The organism is Limosilactobacillus coleohominis 101-4-CHN (assembly GCF_000161935.1).
In the GTDB taxonomy this organism is placed as follows: domain Bacteria; phylum Bacillota; class Bacilli; order Lactobacillales; family Lactobacillaceae; genus Limosilactobacillus; species Limosilactobacillus coleohominis_A.
The window spans coordinates 114,762-133,231 of record NZ_GG698802.1 but is presented as its reverse complement, the minus strand read 5'-3'; the positions used below and the strand labels follow the sequence as shown (position 1 = coordinate 133,231).

Annotated in this window: 22 protein-coding genes and 1 pseudogene; 6 read left to right on the top strand and 17 right to left on the bottom strand. The window is 37.9% G+C overall.

What is annotated here, in order from left to right:
• Positions 1-109: 109 nt before the first annotated feature.
• From HMPREF0501_RS00750 to HMPREF0501_RS00715, 9 genes are all read right to left on the bottom strand, one after another.
• Positions 110-634, bottom strand: a complete 525-nt coding sequence (locus HMPREF0501_RS00750; RefSeq protein ID WP_006915870.1) for a flavodoxin — start codon at positions 632-634, stop codon at positions 110-112.
• Between the two features lie 42 nt (positions 635-676).
• Positions 677-1,399, bottom strand: coding sequence for an alpha/beta hydrolase (locus HMPREF0501_RS00745; protein ID WP_006915869.1), 723 nt, complete (start codon positions 1,397-1,399; stop codon positions 677-679).
• Positions 1,400-1,543: 144 nt separating this feature from the next.
• Entirely contained in the window at positions 1,544-1,909 is a 366-nt protein-coding gene (locus HMPREF0501_RS09225) for a nitroreductase family protein (RefSeq protein WP_050755727.1), read from the bottom strand.
• Positions 1,902-2,183 (bottom strand): nitroreductase family protein, encoded by a 282-nt coding sequence (locus HMPREF0501_RS09220; RefSeq protein ID WP_050755726.1) that lies wholly within the window; start codon positions 2,181-2,183, stop codon positions 1,902-1,904. Before HMPREF0501_RS09220 ends, HMPREF0501_RS09225 begins: the two co-directional genes overlap by 8 nt.
• 13 nt (positions 2,184-2,196) lie before the next feature.
• Positions 2,197-3,015, bottom strand: a complete 819-nt coding sequence (locus tag HMPREF0501_RS00735; protein ID WP_040455511.1) for an aldo/keto reductase — start codon at positions 3,013-3,015, stop codon at positions 2,197-2,199.
• A gap of 21 nt (positions 3,016-3,036) precedes the next feature.
• Positions 3,037-3,669, bottom strand: coding sequence for an SDR family NAD(P)-dependent oxidoreductase (locus HMPREF0501_RS00730; RefSeq protein WP_040455508.1), 633 nt, complete (start codon positions 3,667-3,669; stop codon positions 3,037-3,039).
• Positions 3,670-3,725: 56 nt separating this feature from the next.
• On the bottom strand, positions 3,726-4,466 hold the full coding sequence (locus tag HMPREF0501_RS00725; RefSeq protein ID WP_006915865.1) for an aldo/keto reductase family protein: 741 nt from the start codon (positions 4,464-4,466) through the stop codon (positions 3,726-3,728).
• Positions 4,467-4,468: 2 nt separating this feature from the next.
• Complete coding sequence (locus HMPREF0501_RS00720) at positions 4,469-4,990, bottom strand: flavodoxin family protein (RefSeq protein WP_006915864.1); 522 nt, start codon at positions 4,988-4,990, stop codon at positions 4,469-4,471.
• Positions 4,991-5,090: 100 nt separating this feature from the next.
• The gene (locus HMPREF0501_RS00715; RefSeq protein ID WP_006915863.1) at positions 5,091-5,999 is read right to left on the bottom strand and encodes a LysR family transcriptional regulator; all 909 of its coding nucleotides are present in this window, start codon (positions 5,997-5,999) and stop codon (positions 5,091-5,093) included.
• Positions 6,000-6,084: 85 nt separating this feature from the next.
• Here HMPREF0501_RS00715 and HMPREF0501_RS00710 point away from each other — a divergent pair, with 85 nt between their 5' ends.
• Together HMPREF0501_RS00710 and HMPREF0501_RS00705 are read left to right on the top strand one after the other, a co-directional pair.
• Positions 6,085-7,485: a cation:proton antiporter gene (locus HMPREF0501_RS00710; RefSeq protein ID WP_006915862.1), complete on the top strand. Its 1,401-nt coding sequence runs from the start codon at positions 6,085-6,087 to the stop codon at positions 7,483-7,485.
• 546 nt (positions 7,486-8,031) lie between these two features.
• Complete coding sequence (locus tag HMPREF0501_RS00705; RefSeq protein WP_006915861.1) at positions 8,032-8,784, top strand: sulfite exporter TauE/SafE family protein; 753 nt, start codon at positions 8,032-8,034, stop codon at positions 8,782-8,784.
• Between the two features lie 32 nt (positions 8,785-8,816).
• Here HMPREF0501_RS00705 and HMPREF0501_RS00700 read toward each other — a convergent pair whose 3' ends face one another.
• Genes HMPREF0501_RS00700 through HMPREF0501_RS09285 form a run of 3 tightly spaced genes read right to left on the bottom strand, consistent with a single transcriptional unit; the run spans position 8,817 to position 10,513 of the window.
• Positions 8,817-9,980: an MFS transporter gene (locus tag HMPREF0501_RS00700; RefSeq protein WP_040455506.1), complete on the bottom strand. Its 1,164-nt coding sequence runs from the start codon at positions 9,978-9,980 to the stop codon at positions 8,817-8,819.
• A gap of 1 nt (position 9,981) precedes the next feature.
• Positions 9,982-10,269 carry an MGMT family protein gene (locus HMPREF0501_RS09290; protein WP_318175562.1) on the bottom strand — a complete coding sequence of 96 codons (288 nt, stop codon included), beginning with the start codon at positions 10,267-10,269 and terminating at the stop codon, positions 9,982-9,984.
• A complete protein-coding gene (locus tag HMPREF0501_RS09285; RefSeq protein WP_318175561.1) occupies positions 10,190-10,513 on the bottom strand; it encodes a hypothetical protein in 324 nt (107 codons plus the stop codon). The genes HMPREF0501_RS09290 and HMPREF0501_RS09285 overlap by 80 nt, the downstream gene beginning before the upstream one ends.
• A gap of 106 nt (positions 10,514-10,619) precedes the next feature.
• Here HMPREF0501_RS09285 and HMPREF0501_RS00690 point away from each other — a divergent pair, with 106 nt between their 5' ends.
• Positions 10,620-11,483 carry an AraC family transcriptional regulator gene (locus HMPREF0501_RS00690; RefSeq protein ID WP_050755725.1) on the top strand — a complete coding sequence of 288 codons (864 nt, stop codon included), beginning with the start codon at positions 10,620-10,622 and terminating at the stop codon, positions 11,481-11,483.
• A 35-nt stretch (positions 11,484-11,518) separates the two neighbouring features.
• Here HMPREF0501_RS00690 and HMPREF0501_RS09060 read toward each other — a convergent pair.
• The 3 genes and pseudogenes from HMPREF0501_RS09060 to HMPREF0501_RS00680 form a co-directional block, all read right to left on the bottom strand.
• Positions 11,519-11,701 (bottom strand): annotated as a pseudogene (locus HMPREF0501_RS09060) (GNAT family N-acetyltransferase); the annotation flags it as partial.
• Between the two features lie 26 nt (positions 11,702-11,727).
• Positions 11,728-12,168, bottom strand: coding sequence for a GNAT family N-acetyltransferase (locus HMPREF0501_RS00685; RefSeq protein WP_006915857.1), 441 nt, complete (start codon positions 12,166-12,168; stop codon positions 11,728-11,730).
• A 46-nt stretch (positions 12,169-12,214) separates the two neighbouring features.
• Positions 12,215-12,793: a YdeI/OmpD-associated family protein gene (locus HMPREF0501_RS00680; RefSeq protein ID WP_412047818.1), complete on the bottom strand. Its 579-nt coding sequence runs from the start codon at positions 12,791-12,793 to the stop codon at positions 12,215-12,217.
• Between the two features lie 192 nt (positions 12,794-12,985).
• On the opposite strand from HMPREF0501_RS00680, the gene HMPREF0501_RS00675 reads away from it, so the two are divergent.
• Entirely contained in the window at positions 12,986-13,774 is a 789-nt protein-coding gene (locus HMPREF0501_RS00675) for an SDR family NAD(P)-dependent oxidoreductase (RefSeq protein ID WP_006915855.1), read from the top strand.
• Positions 13,775-13,782: 8 nt separating this feature from the next.
• Entirely contained in the window at positions 13,783-14,766 is a 984-nt protein-coding gene (locus tag HMPREF0501_RS00670) for an AraC family transcriptional regulator (protein ID WP_006915854.1), read from the top strand.
• Positions 14,767-14,892: 126 nt separating this feature from the next.
• On the opposite strand, the gene HMPREF0501_RS00665 is transcribed toward HMPREF0501_RS00670, so the two are convergent.
• Positions 14,893-15,381 (bottom strand): MarR family winged helix-turn-helix transcriptional regulator, encoded by a 489-nt coding sequence (locus HMPREF0501_RS00665; RefSeq protein WP_006915853.1) that lies wholly within the window; start codon positions 15,379-15,381, stop codon positions 14,893-14,895.
• Positions 15,382-15,420: 39 nt separating this feature from the next.
• Positions 15,421-16,104, bottom strand: coding sequence for an FMN-dependent NADH-azoreductase (locus HMPREF0501_RS00660; protein WP_006915852.1), 684 nt, complete (start codon positions 16,102-16,104; stop codon positions 15,421-15,423).
• Between the two features lie 180 nt (positions 16,105-16,284).
• Here HMPREF0501_RS00660 and HMPREF0501_RS00655 point away from each other — a divergent pair, with 180 nt between their 5' ends.
• The gene (locus tag HMPREF0501_RS00655) at positions 16,285-18,432 is read left to right on the top strand and encodes a mucin-binding protein (protein WP_006915851.1); all 2,148 of its coding nucleotides are present in this window, start codon (positions 16,285-16,287) and stop codon (positions 18,430-18,432) included.
• Positions 18,433-18,470 lie beyond the last annotated feature (38 nt).

Below are 18,470 nucleotides of genomic sequence, written 5' to 3'. Positions count from 1 at the left end.
GTTAAATACTTATAATTTATGTTCAATAATAACTATAAGGAATGTTAAACTTTGAAATTATAAAAATAGGGCTACTGACCGAGAATTTACCGAATCAGTAGCTATCTACTTATTTAAAATTTAAGTTATCTACCCACGCATCAATTTGTCCAGCATTATTTAATACCGCTCCTTGATTAACATGTGTATCATAATTATTTTCTTTGACCGTTCGTTCAATAAAGCTTTGTGAACGATCATAGTTGGTCCCGCCAGAAGTAGCAAACATCGCCAAGTTCTTGCCATTTAAGTCCAACTTATCAACTAGATCCGCAATCATTCGTGGTGGGATCGCCCACCAGACTAGATCCGCAATCATTCGTGGTGGGATCGCCCACCAGATTGGATGACCAATCACGATATTATCATAAGCCGTGATATCAGGAAGATCATCTTTCACAGCGACCCGACTATTATGCTGATGTTGTTCAATCGATGTCCGGCTAGTCGGATCATGCCAATCTAAATCAGCCGCTGTATATGGTTGCGCAGCATGAATTTCTACAATATCTGCGTTCAGTTTTTGAGCAACCTTTTTTGCAATTTTCTTGGTCGTATTGGTCGCGGAATAATATAAAACCAGTGTCTTTGCCATTTGAATCACTCCTTTAAAGATTGATCTAACCTAATTTTATCATTAGATTCGTTTTAAAAATTCAACTATCTTTTGACTGACATCAGCTTGCGTCCGTCCACCATAAATGCCATGACCAGCTTTAACCATCACTAACTCACAATTAGGATAGAGTTTTGCTGCTCTCTTTGCATAACTAATCGGAACAATTCGGTCTAATGAGCCATGGATTAGTAAGACTGGTGTTTGATCATTTTTAATTTTTTGAAATGGATCAATTGATACTGCGTCAGTTAGATATTGATGTCCCAAAGTCATCCCCATCAATTGGAAAGTCGGTGCAGAGCCATACTGTTTCAAAAGCTCTTTCGCACTATCCTGAATCAAGAATGCCTGATAGAGTAATATTAACCCGGTAATGTCATTTCGCTGAGCCGAAACCATCGCTGCAACATAGCCACCCTGGCTTTCACCACCAATGATTATTTTTTGTTGAGGGTTTTTGCTATAAAAGTGGTCAATGACATCATTTAATTCGGCTATCTCGGTCTTAACAGTCATTTCTTTCATCGAGCCACCACTTAAACTAAAGTCTGACCCACCAATAAAATCAAAGGTAAATACATTGTAATTATTGTTACTTAAGTCGACACCATAGTTACTTAATAAACTGGCACTGCTCCCTAATCCGTGACATAAAATCACCAGCAGATTATTGTTCTCTGCTGAATAAAAGGTTCCTACCACTTCACCGTTGCGAGTTGGAATTGCTAAAGTTGTAGTCATGGTAATATGCCTCCTTCACTACTTAATCTAAACATCAAGCCATCAGCATGTAAAATACCTATTATTACTAATTATTGATACTTAAATTGAATAAAAATGATATAAATTAAGCCAACCACCTGACATCGGTAGTCGGCCTTTTTATTATCGGTGAATAGTCAAAATATCATCTAAATCCATCCGGTTTGATTTAATTGTGTTAACCAACGCACTATCATCAGGATAGCCTAGGCCAATGCCGATAATAATCTCTTCATCGTCAGCAATATTTAGTTCTTTACGTAACATGTCTGGATACTTAATGAATTGGTAAGCAGTCATTGAAGCCAATCCCTGGTTGGTTGCTGCTAATACAATGCTATTGCCAAATGAGCCCAAATCATACAGTGACCAAAGTGAATACCCCTTAGGCAATGTTAAATACAGGATTGCTTGGGCATTATAGAGCTTAGCGGACGCAGGACCCATTTCTTTACCGGCCGCACCAAGGCCATTCGTCCACTCAGCCATGTTTGCCTGCGGCTTGAGTTGGCCAATCTTTTCGTGACATCATTGGTAAATCAGGGTTCCCCTTAGCACCACTATTATCAAACTTTTCTTGTTGTGCGCGAACCTTTTCTAGGGAATCTCCCACTGCCAAATGAATATGATAAGGTTGGGAATTAACCCACGAAGGTGCTAACTGCGCTTCTTGTAAAACTTTCTTAATTGTCTCAAGCGCTATTTTTTGATCAGTAAATTGACGGGTTGATCTGCGATTTTTAATTACCTGTTCAAAATCCATTGCTATTTACCTCCTAGTAATTACGTTCAATTAACATTGTGCTTGGCCAACCACCTGCTTGTCTGCGGTCTTCATTTTGAATATCAGCAATGTCTTGATCGCTTAGCTCAAAATCAAAAATATCTAAATTAGCTTTCAAGTGTTCTGGATTAGTGGACTTTGGAATTGCCAGGATATTTTCTTGCACATAGAAGCGAAGCATTACTTGCGCAGGTGACTTACCATACTGTTGTCCAATTCGTACTAATGTTGGATTACTCAAAATATGGCCGGTTCCTTCACCAAGTGGTGCCCATGACTCATGAAGGATTCCATGTTCCTGCAAGTATTCGTGCATCCCCCATTGTTGCCAAAGGAGGTGGGTTTCAATCTGATCAACCGCCGGAACAACTTCACTATTGTTAATAATCTCTTGTACTTGCTGATGGTTGAAGTTGCTCAAACCGATTGCCCGCAATTTTCCTTCATGATATGCGTCTTCTAAGGCCCGGTAAGTATCAAGGTCATTACCATTTGGCCAGTGAATAATCATCAAATCAAAGTAATCAAGGCCTGCTGCTTTAAGTGAAGTATCAATACCTGCTTTTGTACTACGATAGCCGCTCGTTTGGGTCTTAGATGTCACAAAGATTTCTTCACGATTAATACCACTATTCCGAACAGCTGCACCAACTTCACGCTCATTTCCATAGTTTTGCGCGGTATCAATTAAGCGGTAACCAACTTTTAATGCTTGTGCAACCTCCTGCTCTGTTACCCGTGGTGAAGTAAGGTAAGTTCCATAACCAATTGCTGGAATCTTAACATCATTATTTAAAGTATAGTATTTCATTTTTCGTTCCTCCATCTTTACTTATTGATAATTAACTTCCCAAACATTCCGTTCTTGCGCTAACTCAACAAACTTTTCTGCAATTAAATCTGGTGCAAAATGGGTGTCTGGCTTAATCACTCCACCAACAGTGATAGTACCCGCAAAAATTCCACTAGTCTTCAAAGTAGTATTCAGTAGTTGAACCATATTACGTAAGCCTGCCTTGGCAACACTGAGCCCCATAAACCCTGGAAATGGCGTAACTCCAGCAATCCCACCAGTAAATAGTGCAAAACCCTTTGTTGCTACTAGATTATCGTGTAGAGCAACTACTGTTTGATAAGCACCAGCAACATCCGCTTGGAAATGCTTTTCTAAATCATCACGGGTGAAATTATCATTATCCGGCGCCGTAATACCAACATTGTAAATAAAACCAGAAATTTCTTCTTGCTGAATAATAGTTAAAACACGTGCATAGTCTGCTTCATCAGTTACATCCGCAGCATATGTTTGGATGTCAACTCCAGTATTAACTTCAGCAGCTATTTTCTCAAGATTTTCCTTTTGCCGTGCAATAAGAATTAAGTCATTTCCTTCTTGTGCAAATTTAGTAGCAAGGCTTTTACCTAATCCACTACCTACACCGATAATTAAAACTTTTTTACTCATAATAATCACCCCTCGTACTAAATACTAAGTTTTTTCAAGTTTTTTAGGCCATCGCTTTAAATTGAGAAGTCTATTTGCCAATTTTCAATCATGTGGTCAGCATTGGTTGTTTGCCGCCAAACTGCTAATCCCTGTTGAACAACATACCATATACACAATTGGTTAACTGACACCTGATATTTTCTAGCGAGTTGTCCTACTATTGGTGCCCGTAACAGTAAGCCATACATTACCGGGGAATATGCTTCAACCGTTATATTATGTTCTTTGCAAAAGTCTAATAATGAAGACGGTGTATTGCCAATTTTTACAATATATTGGTCAATCATTGGTGTTTCATCGGTCGAATTCATTAGTTTCTGTAATTCATCTTGATTGAAATCAACAACCCCAATTGCTCGAGCTTGCCCTTTCTGTAAAACTTGAATCATTTTATGCCATGCTTCAATATTTTTACCTGTTGACCTCAGATTTCTCATTAATAAAGCATCCACATATGATGTTTCAAGACTATTTAAAAGTCTGTCAATTGTTTTCTTGATTCCATAATGCTTAACAGCTTCTATACTGAGCTTACTAGTTATGAATACTTGTTCACGATCTAAACCAGCCATATGTATCGTTGAATTAACTCCTGCAATCCCTGCAAAATCCTGATCTACAGCAACATGACGATATCCGATTTGAAATGCCGTTACGATTGATTGCCTAACAACTTCAGGATCATCAAAAAATGCGGTCCCAATTGCTAACTGTGGCATCAAACAGCCATTACGTAGTTTAATATTTTGTGGCATCTTTAATCACCAAATTCCAGCAGTTGGTTTAAGCTTTGTTCTAGATGTTCTGGATTATCTGAAATTTCAGAATCAATGCAAAGATCTTTCCGATATTTAGCATCAGCTGGCAGTAATGACTTAAAGTCTACTTCATAGTTGTAATCAGTATTCACACATGTCCAATAAGCGTAGACATCCTTCCCAGATAAGTTGGCAGAAGTCAAGAAGGTCATAATCGGGTTCGCCATCGTCCAACCCCAAACTGGCCCACCGATGATTACCCGCTGATAGCCAGCTAAATCAGGCAATGATCCTTTGAGCTGTGGTGCCTTGCTAATATCTGGTAGTGGCTGTCCGTGCTTAGGGATAGAACCAACGCCACGCCACTTCCGCACAATGTCCCAGCATGAATACATTGCTTTCGGGTAGTTAAAATCTGGTTCTAGCTTAACTACATCAGCGCCAGTTTTCTGTCGAACCCGATCTGCAATTACATCATTCAAACCAGTTAAAGAATAATAAATTAGTACTGTGTCTGCCATTATTGAACCTCCTCATCAACTTGTCGATTTTATTATAGGAGGCAGTGACCATTGACAGAAGATAGTGTTTAGTTAAGTCAGTTTTAACTTTAAGTTAATTCTAATTAGCTCGTTGGTTTAAATACTCCTGACCGACTAAGCTGATAAATTCCTTTACTTGTGAATTGGCATGGCTTGACGATAAAATTCCGTAACTAATTGCATAGTCCCAATCCATCGGGATGCTAATCATTGAGGGATGAACATCATGCCACTGTTCGAGTGCTTCCATTAAATAATTATGGTGAACACAATAATTAAACGTATCAATATCATAAAAATAATCAGTGTTAACAATGGTAATGTCTGGATGGTGGTTGACAATTTCATTCCTTAATTCATCAATTTTAGGTGACAAGCCTGGCCGAATTAATAATATTTTTTGCCCTGCTAGATCCGCCCACGTTAATTTTTCCTTACTGGCAAGCTTGTTTTGCCGTGAAACCATAATATTGCAGCGTTGATCGCCGAGATTAAAGAAATCAAACTCATTATCCATTAAATAATTAGCATTGGTTGGCCCTACAAGTAAGTCAACTGTCTTACCAAGTTGATTGGTAATCCGCCGCAATGAAGCCGCATCATCATTAAAGGGTACAATTTGTAGTTGGTAATCTTTTTGTTGTTTACCCATCCGCTCCCAGACCTCCATTAATGGTCGCGCTGACCGTAACATTGATGTCGCAATCCGAATAGTTGTCTGCCCTTTCTCAGCGATCGCTTGGGCAGCACTGATCGCCTCCCGTGAATCGCGAATAATTTGTTGAGCTGAATCGTATAATGCTTTCCCTGCTGGGGTTAGGATAATTCCCCGTGGCGAACGATTAAAAATTTTGAACCCTAATTCACTTTCAAAATTATTCATCTGTTTCATGACGGAAACTGCAGACATGAAGAGACTACTAGTTGCTTTAGAAAAACTTCCTTCACGAACAACCGCAATAAACGTATCTAACACTTGACCATACATTTTTAAACCACCTTTAACTAATTGTTAACTCTCAAATCTATTATATAATAATCAAAAATAACATTGCTAAAAGGAGTGTCTTCTAATGTCAATCCTCATTTCTACAGTAATTATTCTTTTGGCAGTGATTCTAAGTATTGTAGCCAGTCGCTGGATATTTACTAAAATCTCTGTCAACTATGTTTATATCTTAATGGGAATGATCGTTGCTGTGATCCCGTTTCTTAACCAAAGCATCATTAGATTTAACGCTGACTTTTTTATGGGAATTATCGTTGCCCCCTTACTATTCTTTGAGGGTCAGAATACACGAATGAATTTGGTGTTACGCAACATTAAAACTATCCTTAGCTTAACAGTGATGATGGTCCTTTTAACTACTATCTTTGTCGGTTTCTCAACGTCCGTAATTTTAGGAGTAAGCTTGCCACTCGCTTTTATTTTAGCGGCAATTAGTACCCCAACCGATGCAACAGCTACTGAATCAGTTACTAATGGTTTAATCATGCCTGACCAACAGAGTACCAATTTAAAGCTCGAATCCCTTTTTAATGATGCTTCTGGAATTGTTCTTTTAAATATGGCAATCCTGTGGTACGTTAATGGGACCATCAAATATGGTGCTACTCTTGGTAACTTTGCCTATTCAGCAGTGGGTGGCGTCATTACTGGGATCGTAATTGCTGGAATTCTTGTATCAATCCGGCAAGCAATGCTTCATTCCAAAGTTAACTTTATCGGTAATACTTACAATACCGGGATCCCATTAAAATTAATCTATCTTTTAACTCCTTACTTGATTTATTATCTTGCAGAAGCGATTGAAGTCTCTGGAATTATTGCAGTAGTCTTTGCGGGCTTGGTTCATAATGCTGAAAGCCAGCGAAGCGAATTGAGTAATCCACGGTTGGCCTATGACACTATTCACTTAACAGCCCTAATCAATAGGGCCTTAAACGGAATTGTTTTTGTAACATTGGGAATTATGTTTGTTCGTGTGATTAAACAACAAATAATTGGCATCCATGATTCTTACATTTGGCTTGTCATTGGAATCATCCTATACTTGGGTAACTTACTTGTTAGATATCTTTATGTTCGGACCATTCACCATCAGAATAATAAAAACGCTTGGTTATTTTCACTGGGTGGTATCCATGGGGCAGTGACATTTGCTTTAGCAGTTACCGTTGCGGAAGCGGCTGTTCAGACACAAGACTTTCGAACAATTGTTCTAGCTGAAAGCACCTTAATCATTCTCAGTATGATTATCCCAACAATTCTTTTCCACTTTTTACTACCAGCTAAACATACGGATAATGAACGCCAACAAAAAATTGCTAATATGCGGCAAGAAATGGTTAACAATGCAATTAACATAATTCACCACAGTAACATCCCAGCAGAAATTAAAGCAGCAGTGATTTTCGATCTCCGTGTGCTCATAAAAGCCCCGGGAAGTCGGGTTTTGTTCATTCACCGCTAATTCGTTCGCTCTCTAAACATGGGCGAACCGGACAAAATTATTTGATAAATTTTAAATTATCTTACCACGATTAAAGAGCTAGCCGATAATATATCACTAGGAATTGTAGTAGCTTCGAAAATAATTTAATGAAAAGATACCTACTAAAACAACAAGCGTAATAATTAGGAATAGGTCTTGACCACAAAGTACCAGGCAGACGATAGCGGTTAGCATCCTAATAAAAGCATTCAGTTTAGACTGGGCAGTAGTTAACTACTCGACAAAGAGAAGAACAGAATTAGCATTAGATATATAGTTTCTTATCTCCATATTGTTTAAACATCTAAGTCAATATCACTCTTTGTATGCCTTCCGGAATGATGCAGAGAGCTAGCACCTGAAATTGAATCGCCTTGTCAACGCTGGTTATCGAATATTTAAAAAGTAACGGCAAACTTGACCGTTAAGATGATAATATTTTGATATTTTTTGATTGATTAGTCATACAATAGCCTTCTTTATGAATCTAATATAATACTCAGTAAGCATAAGGGAGGAATCTTAATGACTATTAGTCTCGGGTTGTTGATATTTATTGGTGGGATTATCGGTGGAATCATTTCCTCAATCGCCGGAGGTGCTTCAATTGTTTCTTATCCGGTATTGTTGTTCTCCGGAGTTCAACCACTTTTTGCTAACATTACTAATCACGGAGCCTTGATTTTTGATTATGCTGGAGCAATTGCGTCTTCCAAGCGAGAACTAAGAGGCCACTGGAGCCAAGCTGGTTTTTACGCCACTTGTTCAACCATTGGTGCCATACTGGGAACTTATCTTCTATTAGCCTTTCCTGCTAAGGTATTTGAGCGAGTTGTCCCAATTCTCTTATTAGTCTCTGGTTTGTTATTTATTTTCGGTAAGAAAAAGTCAGCACACCAATCAGCCACAAGAAAAGAGCTACCAAAGACTTTAGTAGCAATTATTATGCTCTTAATGGGCTGTTATACGGGCTATTTTGGTGGCGCTAATGGTGTCATTGTCTTGGCCGTATTACAATACATGACTCGAAATGATTTCTTGGTTGATAATGCTATTAAGAACGTTATTTGTGGCTGCGGAAATCTAGTCGCCTTTATCATCTTTGTTTTTCGCACAAAAGTATATTGGACTCAAGGAATTATCCTAGCAATCGGAATGCTTATTGGTGGTTATCTTGGTCCCATGTTACTACGTCATGTTTCAGTCAAAGCAGTGCGACTAATCGTTGGTTCACTGGCTTTTATTCAGGCAATTTACTTCTTTATTACTGCTTATTAAGTAAAAGAGCTCGCATCAAGGCGGGCTCTTTTTTATTTTGGTTCACGAATAAGAAACGAGAAAACAAGCGGAATCAAACCGATCCCTGCTAATATTTGGAAAACCTTGACTAAGTTTGTGGCATCCCCAATGTAACCTAAAAATGGCGTGGCAATTCCCCCAATACTAATGGCTAGTCCTAACGTTACACCTGAGGCGAAACCCATATTATTTGGTAAATAACGCTGACCCAAAATAACGATGGCACTATACGGTAAAAAGATTAGTAAGCCAATCGGTAACAGAAACAAAGACCCGATTAAAACATTTCTAGTTAAAGAAAGAGCTAAAATCAGGAATGGCAAAATACAAAAGGTGAGCCGGATTACTTTAATTGAACCAATATTGTCGGCTAAGCGACCACCAAGTAACGTTCCTAAAGAACCAATGACAAAGAGAACACTCAATGCAATACTACCGTTAGTGTTGCTTTGCTTTAGAATATGCATCCAATACAGGGCCAAAAAGGTATTTAATCCATAGAAAATAATTGAACGTCCAAATAACACCATTGAAAGCAGCGAAAAATGAAACCAGTCATTGTGACCATGGACAGCTATTTTGGAATTGCGGTCCTTTTTTGAACTCGACCAAAAGGCGACCGATTGACGATGCATGATTGGGTAAAGTTTCAACAAAATTAACATGATAATAATCGCAATTATCAAGAAAATACCAATTCCATGAATGCCAAAATGATTAACAGCCAAAGTCAACGTAATCGGTCCAATGGCAAAGCCGATATTCCCACCAAATGAAAAAATACTCATCCCTTGCCCAGGATTATATCCAGCAAGGCCATTAACCAATTTAGCTGCGTCCGGGTGATAGGCCGCAATTCCAATCCCACAAACTAAGCATCCCATAACTAATAGTGCATAAGTTGGCACATAGCCCAAAGAGCTAAAACCAACCCCCGTAATTAAAACCGCCAAAATAATAATCCAACCGGTATTGTACTTATCTGAAAGAAAGCCAAATAAGGGCTGGACAACAGAAGATACCAGATTCATCGCAAAAACTAAGGTTGCCGCGATAGCATAATTGTAATGGTGTTGCGTAATCAGGGTTGGCAATAAGGCCGCTAATGCTCCCTGACTGAAATCAACAAATAAATGTCCCAGGGATAAGCTATAAATATATTTTGATACTTTCAAACTAATTCTCACTTTCTTTTGGGATTCTGAACTTACTCACATCAATTTTTTCTAGCTGCAATAATTTCTTCTTAATTAATAACCCTGCAGCGTAACCTGTTAAGCTCCCGTTAGAACCAACTACCCGGTGACACGGTACAATAATTTCAATATGATTACGACCAACCGCCCCGCCAACTGCTTGCGCTGACATATGCTCTTTATGAAGCTTAGTAGCTGCAATATCGGCAATTTCTCGGTAAGTCATTACTTGCCCATAAGGAATAGTTAGCAAAATTTGCCAAATCATTTTTTGAAAATCGGTTCCCATTAAATGGAGGGGGGAGCATAAATGAAGGCTGACGTTGCGAAAAGTATTCATCTAACCATTGCTTAGTTTGCTTTAAAATTGTTGTTTCCATCGATATATTCTCCACTCCAAGACTGTCCGCATAATATTTATCATTTTCAAACCATAATCCAGTTAATCCTTGATAATCACTCGCCAGTAGTATTTTTCCTAAAGGTGACTGATAGCTAGTGGTATACTGCATAAATCAACGTTCCTTTCTTTCACTATTATGATTATATCTTCACTAAAAGCTCTATATTATGTTAATATGTCCATGAATTATCTAAATATTATCAAAAGGAATGTTTATGAATAAATATATTAACTCCAAAAATGTTAATGCCCAGTCTGACTTCCCGTATTTAGTACTAGACGTCATTAATCACCATGCGAACCCGATTAACCCCGGATTTAGCGTTATGCACTGGCACAGTGATTTACAATTTATTTACGTATTGAAAGGAACGGTTCAGATTAAAGTGCTAGAAAAAACTAAATATCTCTCAGCCGGAGATGGCGCTTTTATCAATCAAAATGTTGTTCACCAGGTAATCCATCAAAATAACTCTCATTATCGTTCGTTTATTTTTCCATCATATTTCTTAGAGTTCTACTTCGGTGGACCAACTCAACGACTAGTTGAAGACTTAACATTAAAGTCTAATCTGGAACTAATTAAATTTAAGTCAGCAGGTAAGTGGTCAACCATATGTAAAGAATTAAATAGATTATCCCTACTATTTGTAAATGATCGCCATCAGCGCTTATACCCTTACGAAGTTTTAACAACTTTAGTTAATATTTTCTTAGAACTACAAAAAAGGGTCTCACTGCCTCAACAGCAGCAAGACTCCATCTCTAAGATTAGAATAACAGCAATGTTAAATTATATTCAGGAAAATTACCCACAGAAAATTACACTAGCGGAATTAGCAAAGAGTGCCAACATTAGCAAAGCAGAATGCAATCGGTGCTTTCATAATATTTTGCAAACTTCACCTTATAAGTATCTACTGGAATATCGATTGTCAAAAGGCGCTGAATTATTGAAAAGGACAGAATTGCCAATAAGTGTAATTGCTAATCAAGTTGGTTTTGGTCAAGCTAGTCAATTTGGTAAGTATTTCAAGGCTAAAACTAACCTAACCCCTTTTCAATTTCGTAAAGAATAAATTTACATATTCTATCCATTTTTATACTGTCAATTTTAATTAACTCGGTTCATTTTTAAAATTGGATAAGGATTCACCTGATCATCAATTGGTGAGTGAGAAACAACTTTAAATCCCATATGCTCATAAAAGCCTCAAGCAGCAGGATTCTGTTCATTCACTGCTAATTCATTGATATGATACTTGTCAATCCCTAAGCTAAGTAATTTTGTTCCAACTTCTTGAACAGCTTCAAACGATGGTGTTAAAACGGTTGGTGAACCATCTTAATATGCGGTGTTGACTTGTAAATAAATGGTTTCCCTTCACTAACAAAACCAGCTCGCTCATAAAAGCCCTGCACTTGTTTCTGTGCTTCGATCTCAATTGATTTACCGGGAAATTTGCGCTTAATAACTTCCATAATTTTATCAAGAAGTTGTCCACCAACGCCTTGACCACGAAACTTATTACTGGTGACCACCCGACCAAAAGTTACTGTCCGTTCGTCAGTTAAAAATACTCGAGCATAAGCAACAACTTCTCCATCTTGATCATACTTAAGAATATGGATAGCCTGTTGATCTCGGTTATCTGGATCCTGATAAATTCGTTTTTGATCAACCACAAACACCTTAGCCCGCAGCACCATAATCTGGTATAGTTCAGAGACTGTTAATTTATCAAATTTTTTTACTTCCCACATTATTTATTCTTGTCCCCTTTAAAATAGATATTCATTACTAATATAACTATAATAACCGTCCATAATCATTCCATTCACCAAACATCTTGCCCTCTTCTGCCTTATCGATCAACTTTGCTAATCGCCGATCAAAGACTGCCCGATCTTTCTTTTTATCACGTTGGATACTATCAATTCGCACTCGCTGATAAAGTTTCGGGAATGCCTGAAAATTCTGCCAAGCTTGGGGATGTTTATTAAAAGTAGCTTGAATATCCTTATCAATTTTAAAAGAGTCTTCGGACATATCTGGCAGCTCTTTGCGTCCTGCATCGGTCATTAATCCCAACTTTTCAAGTCGACGACAACGCTCTTTGTTTAACTCCGACCACTTACTTCGTTTAGTTCGTGGTGTAAATCGTTGCATATCGACACCATTAATTCGCTTATGAGTAGTATCAATCCAGCCAAAACAAAGCGCTTCTTCAACTGCATCTAAATACCAAAGCTGGTTTTCAGGCTGCTTTTTCCCTTTCTTAGCAACCGCCCAACACTCAGTTTTTGTGGCATGATTTTCTTGAAGCCACTGGCGAAATTCTGCTCGACTCGTGATCGTTAAAATATTTTTTGGTTCCAATATATTCATCCCTTTAACTAGTTAATTATCACAGCTTATAGTATCATTCATTTGCAAAATAAGTATCTGAAATTTCCTAAGTAAATTTTAATGGCACCATCTGATAATTTTTTGGCACTTTATGATGTTAAACTATTGCTGTTCTTCTCATATAATAACTACAACATCAAACGAAAGATAGTATTTGAGGAGGAACTTATTATGTCAAAGAAAACTGCTTTAATTACTGGTGCAACTGGTGGACTTGGCCAAAAATTTGTGCGGATTCACGCTGAAAAAGGTGGCAACCTAGTATTGGTTGGTCGAAGCCCTCAAAAATTAGCACAGCTTCAACAAGATATGCAAAATAAATATCACGTTAAGGCAATGACGATCACTGTTGATTTTACTGAATTTGATGCCGCTGAACAAATCTTTAATGAACTTCAAAAAGCTAATGTTCAGGTTGATTACCTAATCAACAATGCTGGCCTTGGTGGTCAAGGAACATTCCTTAAGCGAACAATGGAACAAGATATTAACATGGCGAGAGTTAACATGATTGTTCCAACAAAATTGATGAAACTAATTCTGCCACAAATGGTCAAGCGCGGAAGCGGACGAGTACTAAATGTTTCATCTTCTGCCGCCCTCATCCCTGGACCGCTTCAAGCTGAGTACTACGCTACGAAAGCTTACTTTACTTCCCTTAGTGATGCACTTTGGTACGAACTAAAGGATACTGGGGTAACCGTGACTACCCTCATGCCTGGTGCAATGGCGACTGACTTTGCAAAAGCTGGCGGGCTTACTGATACCAAGATGTTTGCAAACGGTGTTAGTCCAGTAAAGGTTGCTGAAGAAGGGTATCAAGCAATGCTCAATGGTGAAATGAATGTCTTTGCTGGATTACCTGGTTGGCAACGTCCATTTGTCGGCATGATGCCAATGATGCCTAAGAAAACTATTATGAAGTTTGTTGCCGACCAGCAATCAATCCAAAAGAAATAGGTGATTTTGTGGAAAAGTTTATTATTGATGGACGTTATGGAAAATTACTTGCTGCTAATGGCATCAAGCCACAGATGGTACTAACTAAGGCTAATTTACCACTTGATACTTTTGCTCATGAATCGCTCAAGCTAAGCGAAGAACAGTATTTTTCGATGATTTCAGCAATTGATGAAATTACCGATGACCCACTATTGCCAACTAGATTAGTGGCAACAGATAATATTGAGACCTTTTCTCCAGCAATTTTTGCAGCTTACTGCAGTAAGGATGGCTTTCATTTTCTTCAACGACTCGCCCATTATAAGAAGTTAATTGGTCCAGTTACTTATAAAATCACCGAAGACCAAGATGCAGTAACTATCACCCTCTCAATGATCAATTCTGGTAATCCTTTACCACCATTTTTTGTCAAAGGTGAATTTGCATTTATGGTTCAATTACTATCGAAAGCCACTAACCATAATATAAGACCAACTAAAATTACAACAATCTTTACTGAACATGACCGTGCAATCCAAGATTACTTTGGCCTTTCTTTTATCCCCAAAGCTTATAATAGAATTAGCTTTTCCAAGACCGATTTACAAATTCCATTTACTAGTGAAAACACATCGCTTCTTGATTACCTCGAACCAGAGCTTAAAAAGCGACTTGCTGATTTAGATGTAGATGATTCTTACAGCAAACGAGTCCGAAACACCCTCGTTGAGCTCTTGCCACGTGGTGAATTCACAATTGAAGATGTTGCTAGTTCATTAGGTATTAGTAAAAGGACACTTCAACGAAAGCTGAAGGAAGAAACCACCAACTTTCAGCAACAATTAAATGCCACTCGTGAAATGTTAGCTAAAAATTACTTACTAAACACTTCGATGACTACTGATGAAATTGCCTTTTTACTTGCCTATCAAGAAACCAATTCGTTCCTGCGAGCATTTAATGTTTGGACAGGAATGAGCGTCCAACAATATCGTCAATCGCATAAATAAACCTTTAGATCCCGATGTCGTGCGTTATTAAAATTAATTCTTATAATTAAATAATTAAAAGAATGAGCTCCAATAGCTAGAGTTTTTTGTCTCTAGCTATTGGAGCTCAGTTTGGCTAATTGTTTATTAATCGATGCTTTTTTCCAATTCATATAAATCATTCAAAAAATCTGCAACAATTTGTAAATCTTGCTCTGAATACTTAGCAACCAATTCAGTAACAACTTTTTTCTTAATCGATTCATGCATCTCATCATGAACTAAAGCCAATTTTTCCCCTCGATCTGTTAGGGAATAATAAATGTTTCGCTGATTATCGGGATGCTTTTGAGCGATAATTAATTGGTTTTGCAATAGTTTTTTTGCTGCTCTTGTCACTCCGCCACGGGTTACACCAATTCTTTCAGAAATTTCAATTCCCGTTAGTTCACCGCTTTCCAGCGCAGATAATACGTGAAAAGAGACAATTGATAAATCTAAAATAATTTTACCTAACTCTTGATCATCAAGATGAGATTTAATCCATTGCTGTTCCTTGGACCCATGAATATTATTATGCTCTGCTCTCAGTAATTGGATTGTTTGTTGAATTTTATCAATGGTTGCTTCACTCATACTTTTATCCTCGCTATTAGATTTACTAACTTGATTATATCAAAATTTGGGAGCAAGATTTTTAGCTTCTGTTAACGCATTATCAAGAATTTCTTGTCGTTGATCACGATAAGCATCGGCCCCTTCAATAAATATTTTTTCAATGTCGGTAATTCCATAGAACTTCATCACATTGGTCAAATATATGTCACCAAGATCCATTAAAGCTGAGCTTTCTTTACTCTTTATTCCAAACATCTTTCTAACTAATAATTTTACAATACCCCACTTACCACTCTTATGGTATTCACTTCCAGCTGCTTGAATATGTAAAGCTTTTTTCCCATTTAATAATCCTACAGAACCATGTGAAGTGTACTTAAATGTTTTATGTGCTACAGCGGTTAAATCCAGGTATTGCTTCATCTCTGCCGGTAAAAAGTGATTATACATTGGGTTAATAAAAACATACTTATCTGCATTGATAAATTCATTTAACCATGCTTCATGACGTTTCAGTAAATTATTTTCTTCTGTCATTACTTCACCAAACTTCTGCTTTCGCCATGCTTCCATCGTGACATCATTTAACGGTGGAACACCTTCGCCTTTATAAAGTTCTCGAACAATTACCTTGTCATTTGGATGTGTTGTTCGGTATGTTTCAATAAATTTATTACCAACAGTTAATGACAAACTATTTTCAGTGTGGGGGTGTGCTTGGATTACTAATAACGTACTCATAAATTCATTCTCCTTTTTGTTGCTTATCAACATTTTATCATCAGGTTACACCTTTTTATGTTGCTTGTCAACAAAATAAATTAAGAACTTTTGTGGCACGAATCAGCCAAATTACCTACCGTTTTCTGATTGTAAGCGATATAATATCATCGCAAATAAATTAGATAGCGAGGTTTCATAATGGCTACCCAGAATAAGCAAAAACCAAAACAACTTTTCCGGCAACAACCACATTATGGTTTACGGAAACTATCAATTGGTGTGGCTTCTGTCCTACTAAGTACTTCTTTTTATTTAGGAGTAACCGCTCATGCTGCCACTTCTGATAATGGAGTAACGAGCCCGGTTACACAAAAGCCTCAATCAGAATCATCTTCTGACGCAAGTGCCAGCTCAGTGATTCTTTCTAACCCGACACCTGATGACTCACCTACTCCAACCCAAAAGGTCGTTAGTAAGCAAATTGTATTTAAATACAATAATCCAGATACCGGGAAAACTGATACAGTAGCAACTCAACAAGTCAACGGTCACTCTGGTGAAATCAAGATGGTGACTGACACAGGCGCAGATGAGTCGATCAAGCTGGCAATCCCGACGAATTGGGAATTAAGCGGCGAATATAATGGTCATTTTGCCGATCAGTTAAACTTTTCAAATAACGCTCCCCTCGAAGTTTTCCTGAAGCACCAAACTAAAGACACACTGCTGACTTCAACCAAAAATTTGACGATTACCGTTAATGGTTTACCTGACCATTACCAAAATAGCGTTTATAATTGGGACTTTTCTAACAATCAACAATCACTGGTTGGTAGTGGTCACCAATTAGTACTACCAATTGAAATAGAAGTTACGAAATCGATTGACCTTGTTACTAACGAAATTTATTATAGCTCACCTGCATACATTATCGACGGTTATAAACTTCTTTATAGTGCTGGATCGCCCGGACTAACAGGGCTTCCAGTGGAAATTCCGTGGGGATATGTGGCAACCATCAGCACTTCATCCAGCGATGTTACTCATAGTTATTCTGATGCAGGATTATTTGCGATTAAAGGAACCTTAGTTACACTTGTAAACGTTAGTCAATATGATTTTTTAGACTATCAATTCGATTCTCAAAAATTAACTGATTATGCGCAAGCGATGAATAGTTTTCTTAACGGGGGACTTGATAATGAGCCTAAATCAAAGGTTATTTTTATTGGCTTACAAGGTTACCAAGATGGTAATTCAGTCAATCCACTCGATCAATTTGTTGATGAAAATCTGACCATCAACGTTAAACCGATTGAATTGACTAAAGACTACTACTTTGTTGATCAAGATGGAAAACCAGTCGGTAACGGCACACCACAATCGTTTAAGGGAACAATGGATTCAACGGTTATCGTGCACCCTAAGCTTCCTGCTGGCTGGGAATTAGTGGATCCAGCACAAGCTAATTTTGATTATTCATTTAGTTTTCCATATGAACTGTCTAATAAAAAAGATGATTCCTCTGGACTTAAACTTCATAAGACGGTTTTAAATTCTGAACCGCTTTTGATTCAAATTCGCCACAAGATAACCCAAAGTTCGGAGACGACTACGATAACGCGTCCGATTACAGTTCACTTCCCCAACGGAACAATCATTGACGCTACTCAATCTCTGACCCTCTCCCGACCACTAAGCATTGACGAAGTTACTAACAAGCCGACTTCCAAAGGTGTTTGGTCCACAGGTAGTTTTGATCAATATGATGCACCAGTAATTCCGGGCTACACTGCAACTCAGAATGCAGCTGCAACTAATGTGACCATTAATAGCAGTTTCAGTCCAATCGACATTTCATACTTGCCTAATAAACAAACTGGTAAGATTTCCTACCTTGATCATGGTCAAGAAGTTGGATCGACACCGCTCTTCGGTAAAACGGATGAACTTGTTGCAATTAATCCAGTGATCCCCGATGGTTACACCATTATTCCTGGTCAAACCATTCCAACCAGCATTCAAGCAACTGCTGATGGTATCCCGACAGTAGTAATCCAAGTTCAACATCCCACTCCTGCGGTAACTGACCACTCAACAAATCCTGAAATGCCGAAAACAACACTAGTTACTTCTGACCCAACGATTTCAAATACCACTCAATCTGATATTCAAAAAAGAAATAATGAAGTTGCTACTAAGTTAACAACAACTCCATCAAATCATCATCAATCGCAATTACCTCAAACCGGTACGAACGATAATCAGGTAATCATTGGGTTAGCACTTGCTGGTCTGGCTAGTGTTCTCGGCCTAACTGGTATTCAGAGAAGAAAAGATAATTAGAATAATATGTAACTAAAAAAATAAACAGAGTTAGATCA

What these genes read in the sequence shown, in the direction of transcription:
- HMPREF0501_RS00750 (WP_006915870.1), bottom strand. Translation starts at nt 634, where the DNA reads ATGGCAAAGACACTGGTTTTATATTATTCCGCGACCAATACGACCAAG.
- HMPREF0501_RS00745 (WP_006915869.1), bottom strand. Translation starts at nt 1,399, where the DNA reads ATGACTACAACTTTAGCAATTCCAACTCGCAACGGTGAAGTGGTAGGA.
- HMPREF0501_RS09225 (WP_050755727.1), bottom strand. Translation starts at nt 1,909, where the DNA reads ATGGCTGAGTGGACGAATGGCCTTGGTGCGGCCGGTAAAGAAATGGGT.
- HMPREF0501_RS09220 (WP_050755726.1), bottom strand. Translation starts at nt 2,183, where the DNA reads ATGGATTTTGAACAGGTAATTAAAAATCGCAGATCAACCCGTCAATTT.
- HMPREF0501_RS00735 (WP_040455511.1), bottom strand. Translation starts at nt 3,015, where the DNA reads ATGAAATACTATACTTTAAATAATGATGTTAAGATTCCAGCAATTGGT.
- HMPREF0501_RS00730 (WP_040455508.1), bottom strand. Translation starts at nt 3,669, where the DNA reads ATGAGTAAAAAAGTTTTAATTATCGGTGTAGGTAGTGGATTAGGTAAA.
- HMPREF0501_RS00725 (WP_006915865.1), bottom strand. Translation starts at nt 4,466, where the DNA reads ATGCCACAAAATATTAAACTACGTAATGGCTGTTTGATGCCACAGTTA.
- HMPREF0501_RS00720 (WP_006915864.1), bottom strand. Translation starts at nt 4,990, where the DNA reads ATGGCAGACACAGTACTAATTTATTATTCTTTAACTGGTTTGAATGAT.
- HMPREF0501_RS00715 (WP_006915863.1), bottom strand. Translation starts at nt 5,999, where the DNA reads ATGTATGGTCAAGTGTTAGATACGTTTATTGCGGTTGTTCGTGAAGGA.
- HMPREF0501_RS00710 (WP_006915862.1), top strand. Translation starts at nt 6,085, where the DNA reads ATGTCAATCCTCATTTCTACAGTAATTATTCTTTTGGCAGTGATTCTA.
- HMPREF0501_RS00705 (WP_006915861.1), top strand. Translation starts at nt 8,032, where the DNA reads ATGACTATTAGTCTCGGGTTGTTGATATTTATTGGTGGGATTATCGGT.
- HMPREF0501_RS09290 (WP_318175562.1), bottom strand. Translation starts at nt 10,269, where the DNA reads ATGATTTGGCAAATTTTGCTAACTATTCCTTATGGGCAAGTAATGACT.
- HMPREF0501_RS09285 (WP_318175561.1), bottom strand. Translation starts at nt 10,513, where the DNA reads ATGCAGTATACCACTAGCTATCAGTCACCTTTAGGAAAAATACTACTG.
- HMPREF0501_RS00690 (WP_050755725.1), top strand. Translation starts at nt 10,620, where the DNA reads ATGAATAAATATATTAACTCCAAAAATGTTAATGCCCAGTCTGACTTC.
- HMPREF0501_RS00685 (WP_006915857.1), bottom strand. Translation starts at nt 12,168, where the DNA reads ATGTGGGAAGTAAAAAAATTTGATAAATTAACAGTCTCTGAACTATAC.
- HMPREF0501_RS00680 (WP_412047818.1), bottom strand. Translation starts at nt 12,793, where the DNA reads ATGAATATATTGGAACCAAAAAATATTTTAACGATCACGAGTCGAGCA.
- HMPREF0501_RS00675 (WP_006915855.1), top strand. Translation starts at nt 12,986, where the DNA reads ATGTCAAAGAAAACTGCTTTAATTACTGGTGCAACTGGTGGACTTGGC.
- HMPREF0501_RS00665 (WP_006915853.1), bottom strand. Translation starts at nt 15,381, where the DNA reads ATGAGTGAAGCAACCATTGATAAAATTCAACAAACAATCCAATTACTG.
- HMPREF0501_RS00660 (WP_006915852.1), bottom strand. Translation starts at nt 16,104, where the DNA reads ATGAGTACGTTATTAGTAATCCAAGCACACCCCCACACTGAAAATAGT.
- HMPREF0501_RS00655 (WP_006915851.1), top strand. Translation starts at nt 16,285, where the DNA reads ATGGCTACCCAGAATAAGCAAAAACCAAAACAACTTTTCCGGCAACAA.